Here is an 11,011-nt window from a genome sequence, read left to right as displayed (position 1 = left end):
GCCGCCGCCTGCAGACGCTGCTCTTCGATGACCCCCTGATAGTTCGCCCCCCAGTGGACGTAGGCCACGACGTGCTCCGCGCCGGCCTTGCGCGCCAGTTCGTACCCGCGCTTGATCGACCTCGCGGAGAGGGGGACCGTGCCCGCCCGCTTCCGTCCCGCGGTCACCTTGGTCCCATACCCTCTGCCCAACGCCACGATTCCGACCGTGACCCCGCCGCCGCGTACGATCAGCGGGCGCTCGGCCTCCCGGTCGTTCATGCCGGCGCCGAAGGCGACCAGTCCCGCCGCCTCCGCATGCCGGATCGTGTCGGCGAGCCCGGCGGGACCCATGTCGAGGGCGTGGTTGTTGGCCAGCCCCAGCACGGTGACCCCCGCCGCCGCCAGTGCCTGCGAGGCGGCAGGGTCGGACATGTACGAGTAGGTCTTGTTCGGGTTGAGGGGAGCGTTGCGAGAGGTGAGGGGGGCTTCGTGGTTGACGATCACGACATCGGCGTCCGGGGCCGCGAGGCGCTCGAAGACCCAGTCGAACCCGTGATCGGCCACGTAGGGCTTGGCGCCGTCCGCGATCATCGTGTCCCCGGCCCACGTGATCGACAGTGTCGCGTCCTTCTCGGCGTCGACCTCGAGGAACACGGGGCGCGCTCCTCGCGGGCCCACGCCTCCCCACGCGGCGAGGCCGGCCAGGGCCAGGCCGATGGCCCACAGCCCGACGATGGGCCCCCTGACCCGGATCACCCCGGCACCTGCGAGACGTCGACGCCGGGAACGCACCGACTCCGTCGCGCGCCCCCTGGGCCCATCGCCCAGAGCCGGTCCCTGAACTCGTCACCGTCGATGGCCTCGACGATGCTCCCGCCGTCCATGAACCACACCTCGTCGGCGAGCGCCGCTTCGGCCGTCTCGTGGGTGGCGAGGAGCACGGTGCCCTTGTGGTGGGCGATGACGTCGCGGAACACCTCCTTGCTGGCGTCGTCGAGGTTCACCGTGGGCTCGTCGAGCAGCAGGATCGGAGGGTTGCCCAGGAGCGCCCGGCCAAGGGCGAGGCGCTGCCGCTGCCCGAGCGAGAGGTTGGATCCGCCGGGGGTGAGCCACGTGCCGAGCCCGTACGGCAGCTCGGCGAGGACCTCGTCGAGCCCGCACGACATGGTCACGCGCCGGAGCTCCTCCTCGGAAGCCTCGGGTTCGCGGTACGTGAGGTTGCGCCGCACCGTCCCGCACATCAGGGGGAGGTCCGGAGAGACCATCCCCACCCCGCGGAATCTGGAGCGAAGCGTGCGGGCGGACAACGGCTGGTCGTCCACCAGGATCTCGCCGCCGTCGGGGTCGAGGAGCCCGGCGACCACGTTGAGCAGCGTCGACTTGCCGGCCCCGTTCGGCCCGAGAAGAGCGGTCACGTGACCGCCCTGCGCGGTCGCGTCCACCTCGCGCAGCGAACCGTAGACGGAGACGCCTCGGAGCTCGATGCGGCCACGCCGCACCCGTAAGCCCTCCAGGCCCGCCGCGTCCAGGGGGCGCGTGGAGCTGGACAGGAAGTCGAGCAGCTTGACGCGGGAGACCTCGGCGCGCTGCCAGTAGTCGTAGGAGAGGCCCAGCCGCCGGACGGGCCCCGCCAGCTGGCGGCATGCGATCATCGCCGCCACCACGACGCCCACGCTGCTGTTGCCCGACGCGACGTCGATGGTCCCGACGAGCAGCACGCAGAAGATGGCCAGCCACCCCGTCGCCGAGGAGATCCCGAGCATCCATCCCCGCGTCCGGGCCGTGTCGTGCAGAGAGCGCGTCACGGAGTCGTTCTGCCGTGACAGGCGTGAGAACTCGCCTCCCGACCTTCCGAAGACCTGCGTCACGGCGAGGGCGTGCAGCTGCTCGTCGATGTTGCTGGTGATCAGCGAGCGCTTGCGGCGGACGGTCCGCGTGATGCGGTGCAGGCGCGGGCCCAGCTGAGTCAGCGCCGCCGACCCGAAGGCGAGCACCGCGGCCATGGTGAACGCCAGCCGGACGTTCAGGTACGCGATGACGCCGATGCCGCCCGTGAGGATCACGAGCGATACCAGCCCTCGCGCCAACCCCCGGCTCACCCAGGTGCGCAGCATGGAGAGGTCTCCCGTGAACCGCAGGAGCAGTCCGCCTCGGGATCTCGCCTGGAGCTGCCGCACGGACATGCCCTGCAGATGGCGATACATGGTCATCCGCAGCCCGCGGATCAGCTCGTATCCCATCTTCTCGGAGACCGTGAACTCCGCTCCCCTCAGCAAGGAGTTCAGGAGCACGGCGCCGAGGAGCACAGCCATGTCGCGGTACACGAGACCCTGATCCACCAGGCCCGACGTCAGCTCGTCGATCAGGTGCCGCAGCAGCACGAGGGACGCGCCGAGCGTCGCGGCCTGCAGGACGGCGAGCGTCACCACCTTGGCCAGATCGCGGCGACGCAGCCGGAAGACGGACGACGGCTCGGGCATCAGGCCACGCCCCCGCTCAGGCCTCCCGGCACCCCCTGGGCCGAACCCGAGAGCGGCTCCCTCGCGTCCTCGGTCTCGCCGTGAGCGTCGGGACCGCTCTCTTCCTGGGAGCACGACGCCTCCTCGAGTTCGAGAGGCGTCGCGTGCGGTGGAGCCGAGAACCCGAACAGCGCGGAGGCGGTCGCCGGATCGCCCAGCTCATCCAGCGTGAGGACGGGCAGGTCGCAGGCTGCCGCAGCCTCCCGAACGGCGAGCGGGGATCGCGTGAGCTTTCCGGCGAGAGCGACGACGGGCAACTCGAGCGCTCGGAGCCGTTCGAGCCCGCCGATCGCGCCCACGGCGTCCGCCGCGGCGAAGATCACTCCGTCGATCCGGCTGCGGAACAGCTCCGATTGCATCAGGCGCGCCGTCTCCTGCTGGAAGACGCCGTCGGCCACTTCCACGACGATCGCCCCGCATCCTGCCTGCGCCAGGTGGTGTATCAGTTCGACGGCCTTGCGCTCCAGCGCCGCCATCTCTATCCGGTAGGTCGAGGCCAGCCCGACGTCGGTGAAATCGAGCACGGCATGCGCTCCGGCGTCGATCATCAGCCAGTAGTCGCCTCCCGCACCCGTCCCGGTCACCTTGGCGGCTCCAGGCGAGTGGCCCGCCACCGCCAGGCCGCGAACGAGCCGGTGGGCGGTGGTGGTCTTGCCCGCGTTCATCGAGGTGCCCAGCACCACGACGGTGACCGGCGTGTGCTCTGGTACCGGGCACGGGAGCAGGCCGAAGGCTCCGACGTTGAGCGGCACCCCGCGGTAGTCGGCGACCAGGCCCATCGGCGAGATGTCGGTGGGGCGCCGGACGTCCCCGCAACGGGAGTGCATCTCCGAGGCGATGCCGCCGGACGCGACCAGGTGCGTCGGCGAGAGTCCGAGCGGGACGTGGGCCTCGAACTGGTCCGGGGCGTACCGGTGCGCGTACGCGACGATGATCTCGTCGCCCACGTGGAGGTGGGCTCGGCGGCCGGTCGTCAGCTCTAGCCTCGCGTGGTGCCCTATGCGATCGACGCGCGCGAGGACCAGGTCCCCCGTCCTCGGCCTGACCTGACCGGCCACGAGTTCCTGCATGGCGACCGGCGGCACTCGACGAGTCGTGAACGCCCGCTTCGCGCGACCCAGCCGGTCCATGCTCAGCGGGCCCACGGTGATCGCGCGGCGAGGAGTGTTTCGGCGCGGCGCTTGGCCGCCCGGGATCACCCGCTCCAAGATCGCTCCCCCCAAGGCCGACAGGACTACTAGGTGGTCCGCCCATGTCCGTGCGTGCCCCTGCTGAAGCGAACCTCGGATCCCCCCGAACGTGCCGTTGGTCGATATCCTCCCAGGTCACGAGTGGGAGCGTGCATCCTCCGATGGAATGATTCGGGTAGGATGCCGGTCTTAGCCCCATCCTGGGGCCGCACCTCCGGGGGTTGGTTCGCCGCTTGCTGCGTCGAGGCAGCGTTCCGACGACCCGCGAAGGAAGACCGCATGCTCGCACGACCTCGACCCTCGACCATCCCCTCCGCGCCGCGCGCGCTCTCGCTATCGGCGCGTCTGCTGCTCGCCGGCGCGCTCGCGTCGGCTGTGCTCTCCGCGCCGGGACCGGCGCTCGCAGCGCGAGCCGTGACCGACGAGATCGCCGGGACCCCTCTTTCCGCCGGCGCCCTGCCCAGCGACGTCGCTCCGGACATCGACGCGGCGGCGGGGATCCTAGTCGACTCACAAGGCCGCGCCTTGTGGTCCCGACAGGGAGACACGCGGCGCGCGATGGCCAGCACCACCAAGATGATGACCGCGTTGCTCGTGCTCGAGAACGGCGGGCTGGGCGACACGGTGACGGTCTCCAAAGCCGCGGCCCGGGTACCCTACGGCCTCGGGCTCAAGGCGGGCGAGAAGGTCAGCGTCCGCCGGCTGCTGGAGCTCACGCTCGTGGCGTCCGCGAACGACGGCGCCCACGCCCTCGGAGAGCACGTCTCCGGCGACATGTCCGCGTTCGTCGGGCGGATGAACGAGCGCGCCCGCGAGCTCGGACTGGAGGACACCCGCTTCGCCAACCCCCACGGACTCGACGCGTCCGGCCACTACAGCACGCCTTCCGACCTGGCCGCCCTCGCGCAGACCGCCATGGAGCTGCCGGAGTTCCGGCGGATCGTGTCCCTGAGGACCGTCACGTTTCCCGCCTATCGAGGACGGCCGGCGCGCTCCATCAAGAGCACCGACAAGCTCCTCGGGACGTACCGCGGGTTGACCGGGGTCAAGACGGGGTTCACGAGAGACGCCCGGCACAGCTTCGTCGGCACGGCCGGGCGGGACGGTGTCGAGCTCACGGCCGTGATACTGGGCGCGGACAGCGGCTCCGCCCGGTTCACGCAGACCGCACGCCTGCTCGACTGGGGCTTCAAGCACCTGAGGGTGCGGGAGGTGTCCACGGCGGGCGAGACGGTCGCTGAGGTGCCGATCGCCTCGAGACCCGACAGGACGGTGCCCGTGCGCGCCGGCGAGAGCGCCTCGCTCCCCGTGTTCGGCCCGGACGGCCCGATCTCCCTGGAGACGTCCGTGAGCCCTGTGACGCTGCCCGTCTTCGAGGGGCAGCCGCTCGGGGAGGTCAGGATGGTGCAGGGAGACCGCGAGCTCGTACGCGTGCCCGCCCTGGCCGCGACGTCGACGGTGTCCGTCGAGGAGACGGTGGGCGCGGTCCCGGTCTCGGACTACCTCGACCGCGTGGTGACGGCGCGAGCGGCTCCGGTCACGTCGGCCGTGCCCGAGTTCGACCCGGACGTCCCCGTGGACCAGCGCGTCGACCTCGAGCCCCATGTGGCGGCTCCCGTCGCCGAGGGCGATCGCCTGGGCGAGATCGCTTACATCCAGGGCGAGAAGGTCCTCGCGCGCGTGCCCGTGATCGCGGCGGAGACGGTGGAGCCACCGGGCTTCGTCGACAACCTGCGCATCGCGTTCGTGCGGAGTTGGCGCGGGCTCCTCGGCGCACCGACGATGGCGGAGCTGGAGATCGTCGGGTCGTAGAGACGGCAGCGAGGCCGCGTCATCGCGGCCTCGCCGTCCTTCACCCGCTTGGTGCCGACGGGGTCCGGACCCCGTCCCCGGCAGGGCTCCTACTCGCTCGCGTCCAGCGCCGCGGAGATGATCGCCGCCTCGCTCCGCCACTGCCGCGCCAGCGCGGGGTCGAGCTGCTTGGCCGGCAGCGCGCCCACCTCCGAGACGAACGTCCGAAGTCGGCGCGCGGCGCCCGTCGTGTCGCCGCGATCGACGTCGGCCAAGGCGTGGTCGAGCTTGACGAGCAGCGAGTTGCGGACGCCCTTCACGGGGATGGGGGCGTCGGCCACCGACGCCCTCAACGCCGGCAGGCCACCACCCGGCCTCGCCTCGACGACCTCCTCCGCGGTCAGCAGCATCGTGTCGGAAGCCTCGGCGCCGGCGTCGTCCCACACGGTGAGGGTCACCTCGTGCACGCCCGGCTCCTGGCAGACGGCCTGTACCGTCAGACCTTCGAGCACCGTGCCTCCCGGCAGGTGCCACCGGGCGCTCACGATCGTCCCGTCGGGGTCCTCGGAGGAGGAGCCGTCCAGCACGAACGTCTCGCCGGCGCGAACGGTCAGGTCGGGTCCGGCGTCGGCGACCGGGGGCAGGTTCACGGGCTCGTAGACCTTGACCCCGTAGAGGCCGTCCACCTGCGTGACGTACAGCTTGCCGGAGGGCAGCAGGCACATGCCGCGGTAGTCGTACACGCCCGTGCCGTTCGGCTCCCCGGCGTCGGGTGCGAACTTGGCCTTGAGCCCCCCGTCAGCGTCGTAACGGGCTATGTGTCCTCGGCCGGAGGCGAAGATCTCCCCTCGCTCGTTCAGCGCCAGGCCCTTGAAGCCGTACGGAGGCGCCGTGACCGGCAGCCTGCCGGTGAAGGTCCCATCCGCGTCGAAGGTCGCGATGCCGATCATGTCCGCGACGAGGACGCGCCCGTCGGACGGACCCGCCGCGAGCTCCACCGGACCGAAGAGCACGTCCTGGCCGAAGACGCCCAGCGGCGCCCCGGACGCGTCGAAGACGTGCACGCAGTCGGAGCGGGTCCCGACCGCCAGAAGACGGCCGGTCGCGTCGAACTCGGTGTCGTAGGGATACCCGATCGCCGACCAGACGGGGAAGCTCGAGAGGTAGGTGCCGCCGGGAGCGTACTTCTGGATGACCGTGGCCCCGTAACCCCCCGTACCCACGTAGACGTTGCCCGCTCCGTCGACGGCGGTGGAGTGCACGTTCTTCAATGCGGGTCCCGACGTGCCGAAGCGCATCAGGTACGAGCCCGTGCCGGTGAACTTCTGGACGCGGTTGTTGTAGTAGTCACCCACGTAGAGGTTGCCCTGCGCATCCGAGGAGATCGCCGACGGGTAGTTGAAGGCGCCCGGACCCGTCCCCGTGCCGCCCCAGGCGAAGGCGTACCGGTAGGCGCCGGCGCCTGACGCGGCTGGCGCGGCGACGACCGGCAGCGCCAAGGCGAGGCTGATGACGAGAACCCATGCGGCTGGGGTCCTCGGGCGAGCCAGCGGATACATGACTGCCTCCCTATAACGACACGCTTCCCGTAAGCATCGGCGGGAAGGGTCGAAGACACTGTGAGGCACGTCACTGTCGGTCGCAGGAGCGGTGGAGGCCGAGCGGGTGCGCCGGCATCGCCGCACCGGCATTCTTCGCCGTGTCGGGGTCGGCCTTCCGGAACAGGACGATCCGAGCCATGCCGCCTGCCGAGGAGGGGGGCTAGGAATCGCCTCCGGCGTGTCCGGAGCGCGCCACGCCGCGCCTTGCGACGACGTCGGCCGGCAGCTGTTCCTCGAGAGCGCGAACGAGGGCGCGCTGCTCCTCGTGCAGCCGCCGGACGGCGCCTCTCTCGGCCTCCGACAGGCGCGAGCCCTCCGCGACCGCGTACTCCGCCGCGTTCGTGCGCTCCGCCTCCAGAAGACGCTCCAGCGCCTCGTCCTCGTCCCCCGCGTCGAGGACCGCCGTCACGTGCGTCTCCAGCGACTCGCGGACGTCCCTCGGCGCCTCGACGTCTTGCGGCGTGCACGCGCCCAGCAGGTCGTCGAGCGTGTCGACGTGCCGCTCGTGCTCCTCGCGCAGGCGTCCCTGCGAGCCCTCGTGCCCATGCAGGAGCGCGGCCTCGTACATCGCCACCGTGGCGGCCTCCATCCTCCGCAGCACGGCGAAGAGCTCCGCACGCTGTCTCGTGTCGGCCACGTCGTCATCCCCCTTCCGCGGAGGCTGTCGCTCTCGCTCGCCTCGTCGCCCCGATGCGCGGACCTCCCGGCAGGCGCGGCCGCGCGACGCACGGCGCGCCTCCCTCCTCGGCCTCTCGGCGAGTGTTCCCACGCCGTGACCGCCGCAAGCGCGGCGGTGTGCGGCGGCCAGGCCCTCCCGCCTGCGGGCTCACGGCGGTAGCGGCGCGCCGAGGCCGGGTATCACGACCCGATGTGACCCGAGAGGAGGGAGCGTCATGTCCGCCAAGACGTTCACCGAGACGCCTCCGCAGCATCAGGACCGCATGCCCGGCGTCGAGGCCCAGATGCACCCGAAGCCCGTAGAGGAGGACGACCGCTACCGCGGCAGCGGGAAGCTGCAGGACAAGCGGGCGATAGTGACCGGAGGGGACAGCGGAATAGGCGCGGCGATAGCGATCGCTTTCGCCAAGGAGGGCGCCGACGTGCTGATCGTGCACCAGTCGGAGCGCGAGCGCGCGGACGCCGAGCGCACGAGAGCGCGAGTGCGCGAGCTGGGGAGGACCTGCGAGGTCATGGAGGGCGACCTCAAGGAGCGCCCGTTCTGCAAGGAGGTCGCGGACCGCTGCATGGACGTCCTCGGCGGGATCGACGTGCTGGTCAACCACGCCGGGGAGGGCTGGGTGCACGACCGGCTGGAGGATGTCCCCGAGGGCGAGATGGAGGAGGTGTTCCGCGACAACTTCTTCTCGATGTACCACCTCACTCGCGCGGCGCTGCCGCACATGCGGGAGGGCTCCGCGGTCGTGAACACCACGTCCGTGACGGCCTACGAGGGGAGCGCCACGCACATCGACTACTCGGCCACCAAGGGGGCGGTCGTCGGCTTCACACGTTCGCTGGCGAAGAACCTCGTCATGCGGGGCATCCGGGTCAACGCCGTCGCGCCGGGGCCGGTATGGACGCCGATGATCGTTGCCGCGGGCCGCAGCGACGAGCAGGTGGAGCGGTTCGGGAAGAACACGCCGATGGGGCGGCCCGGGCAGCCCTGGGAGATCGCACCGAGCTACGTCTTCCTCGCCTCCGACGTCGAGTCGTCGTACATGACCGGACAGGTGCTGCACCCCAACGGCGGGCGGTACATGTCGAGCTGAGGACCTTGGCAGGAGAGGGGCCGCCGTGCCTGGTATCCCCACCCGCCCGTTCGGCCGCCACGGAGAGCAGGTCCCCGCCCTCGGCGTCGGGGTCTGGATCGACGTACTGCTCGACGTTGTATGCCGTCCCACACGCTCGAAACGTTGAGAGGAAGTCTAGCTGAACCGCCCTCCGTGGCGCGACGCGACCCCCGGCGAAGGTCGGCCGCTTGCGACCGCATGCCGCTTCCTGTGATGATGGCGCCCCGAAGAAGGCCTGGGGGGGACCCGCCACCTACCGGCACGGCAGGAGGGATGATGGCGATGGCGACACCGACCGAGCAGCTGCCGCACGAACGCCGACGTCAGCCGGCACGGCAGAGCGGGCAGCCGGGGACGATGCGCGACGTCTTCGCGTCGGCCGCCCTGCGAAGGGTCCTCGTCGCGGCCACACTGGCGGCCATGTCGTCCGCGAGCTCTCTCATCGCTCCCGCGACTGCGGCCTCGGACCCTCTCTCGCCGGCGATGTATCACGCCCTCGATGTCGCCGCGGCGAAGACGGCGTCGACGCATCGCACGGTCGCGCCGGCGAGATACCCCTACTACACGGTCGGCGACGCCTGGAGGGTCGTTCCGCCGCATCTGTGGGGAGCAGGCTACCTTCCGGGCAGCCTCTGGTACATGTACCAGCTCAAAGGCGATCAGCGCTGGAGGACCTGGGCCGTGCAGCGCCAGAAGCCCATCGGAGCTTATGCCGGCGACACCGGCAAGCCCGACGTCGGCGTCCTCGTGCTGAACACCTACCGGCACGCCTACCGGCTCACCGGCGACGCCGCCTACCGGCATGTCGCCCTCACCGGCTCCGGGTCTCTCGCAGGCCACTACGACTCGAGGATCGGCATGGTTCGGGCGCGCACCTCGCCGTATGAGTTCACGGTGGTCGCCGACAACATCATGAACGTCGAGCTCCTGTTCTGGGGGACGGGCAACGGAGGACCCCGGGCTTGGCGCGAGATGGCCACGAACCACGCCTTGCGCACGGCGAAGGACTTCATCCGCCCCGACGGCGGAAGCTATCACTACGTCTCCTATTCGCCGAAGACCGGCGCCGTCATCGCCAAGGGCCAGGCACAAGGGGCCTTCACGGAGTCGACGTGGTCTCGCGGGCAAGCGTGGCTGATATACGGGTTCGCGAGCGCGTACCGCGAGACCGGTGACTCGCGTCTCCTCGACGCGGCACGGCGCACGACGGACTACTGGGCTTCGCGTGTCCCGGCCGACCTCGTCCCCTACTGGGATTTCGATGCGCCGAACATCCCGAACGCTCCGCGAGACAGCTCGGCCGCAGCCGTCGCCGCCGCGGGATTCGTCGAGCTCGCTCGTCTGGATCCCGATCCGAACAGACGCGCCTCCTTCCTCGATCTCGCGACGAGGACGCTGGAGAGCCTCTCATCCGCCGAGTACCTCGCCGAAGGCGCGCCCGAGCCGTCGGTGCTCCTCCACGGGACGTGGGCGGCCAACGGTGGCTACGCCGATCACGGCACGTCGTGGGGGGACTACTTCTTCATCGAAGCGCTCATGCGCCTACGGACGCAGGTGCTCCGCTTGAGCGGCCCCGATCGATACCGCACGGCGGTTCGGGCGAGCCAGGTCGGATTCGAGAGCGCGGACGCGGTCGTGATCGCCGGCGGAGGCGACTTCGCCGACGCGCTTGCCGCCACGAGCCTCGCCGGGATTCACGAAGGACCCGTGCTCCTTTCCGATCCGCGGCGGCTACCGGGAGAAGTGAGGCAGGAGATCCGGCGGCTCGGTGCGACCAGGGCGTACGTCGTCGGCGGGCAGCCCGCGATCTCGGAGAGCGTGGCGGCCGAGCACGGGCCGGATTCGCAAGTCATCCTGGTCACCGATGCGCCTGACCTGGGCGAGCAGGTCCAGATCGAGGTCCGGCGATTGCTGGCGACGCTGACCAGGGCCGAAACGACGGCAAAAGCGCTGGAACATGCAGCAATCGTGACGGTAGCCGACATCGACCAGGCGGTTGAGGTCAGCGAGCGATACGCCCCGGAACACCTGATCATCCAGACCCGTGAAGCCGACAAGGTGGCTGCACGCGTCACGACCGCCGGCTCGGTGTTCGTCGGCCATCTGACGCCGGAAGCGCTGGGCGATTACATCTCGGGC

8 protein-coding genes are annotated in these 11,011 nt (G+C 70.7%); 3 read left to right on the top strand and 5 right to left on the bottom strand.

The features are described 5' to 3' along the window. From IBX62_09780 to IBX62_09770, 3 genes are all read right to left on the bottom strand, one after another. On the bottom strand, positions 1 to 737 hold a 737-nt coding region (locus IBX62_09780), incomplete at its 3' end, for a CapA family protein (protein ID MBE0477374.1). Continuing rightward, on the bottom strand, positions 734 to 2,461 hold the full coding sequence (locus IBX62_09775) for an ABC transporter ATP-binding protein (GenBank protein ID MBE0477373.1): 1,728 nt from the start codon (positions 2,459 to 2,461) through the stop codon (positions 734 to 736). The genes IBX62_09775 and IBX62_09780, both read right to left, overlap by 4 nt. Continuing rightward, positions 2,461 to 3,645: a DUF1611 domain-containing protein gene (locus tag IBX62_09770; GenBank protein MBE0477372.1), complete on the bottom strand. Its 1,185-nt coding sequence runs from the start codon at positions 3,643 to 3,645 to the stop codon at positions 2,461 to 2,463. Before IBX62_09770 ends, IBX62_09775 begins: the two co-directional genes overlap by 1 nt. Before the next feature lie 324 nt (positions 3,646 to 3,969). Here IBX62_09770 and IBX62_09765 point away from each other — a divergent pair, with 324 nt between their 5' ends. Next, entirely contained in the window at positions 3,970 to 5,502 is a 1,533-nt protein-coding gene (locus IBX62_09765) for a serine hydrolase (GenBank protein ID MBE0477371.1), read from the top strand. An 89-nt stretch (positions 5,503 to 5,591) separates the two neighbouring features. Here the strand turns inward: IBX62_09765 and IBX62_09760 are convergent, their stop codons facing one another. Beyond that, positions 5,592 to 7,040 carry a PKD domain-containing protein gene (locus IBX62_09760; protein ID MBE0477370.1) on the bottom strand — a complete coding sequence of 483 codons (1,449 nt, stop codon included), beginning with the start codon at positions 7,038 to 7,040 and terminating at the stop codon, positions 5,592 to 5,594. Between the two features lie 202 nt (positions 7,041 to 7,242). Beyond that, positions 7,243 to 7,719: a hypothetical protein gene (locus tag IBX62_09755; protein MBE0477369.1), complete on the bottom strand. Its 477-nt coding sequence runs from the start codon at positions 7,717 to 7,719 to the stop codon at positions 7,243 to 7,245. 256 nt (positions 7,720 to 7,975) lie between these two features. On the opposite strand from IBX62_09755, the gene IBX62_09750 reads away from it, so the two are divergent. Together IBX62_09750 and IBX62_09745 are read left to right on the top strand one after the other, a co-directional pair. Further along, a complete protein-coding gene (locus tag IBX62_09750) occupies positions 7,976 to 8,851 on the top strand; it encodes an SDR family oxidoreductase (protein ID MBE0477368.1) in 876 nt (291 codons plus the stop codon). A 303-nt stretch (positions 8,852 to 9,154) separates the two neighbouring features. Next, positions 9,155 to 11,011 (top strand): histidinol dehydrogenase (locus tag IBX62_09745; GenBank protein MBE0477367.1); only part of this gene is annotated, 1,857 nt, incomplete at its 3' end.

Source organism: Coriobacteriia bacterium, from assembly GCA_014859305.1.
Classification (GTDB): domain Bacteria; phylum Actinomycetota; class Coriobacteriia; order Anaerosomatales; family Kmv31; genus Kmv31.
This window is presented reverse-complemented; position numbering and strand designations above follow the sequence as displayed.

What these genes read in the sequence shown, in the direction of transcription:
- IBX62_09775 (MBE0477373.1), bottom strand. Translation starts at nt 2,461, where the DNA reads ATGCCCGAGCCGTCGTCCGTCTTCCGGCTGCGTCGCCGCGATCTGGCC.
- IBX62_09765 (MBE0477371.1), top strand. Translation starts at nt 3,970, where the DNA reads ATGCTCGCACGACCTCGACCCTCGACCATCCCCTCCGCGCCGCGCGCG.
- IBX62_09760 (MBE0477370.1), bottom strand. Translation starts at nt 7,040, where the DNA reads ATGTATCCGCTGGCTCGCCCGAGGACCCCAGCCGCATGGGTTCTCGTC.
- IBX62_09750 (MBE0477368.1), top strand. Translation starts at nt 7,976, where the DNA reads ATGTCCGCCAAGACGTTCACCGAGACGCCTCCGCAGCATCAGGACCGC.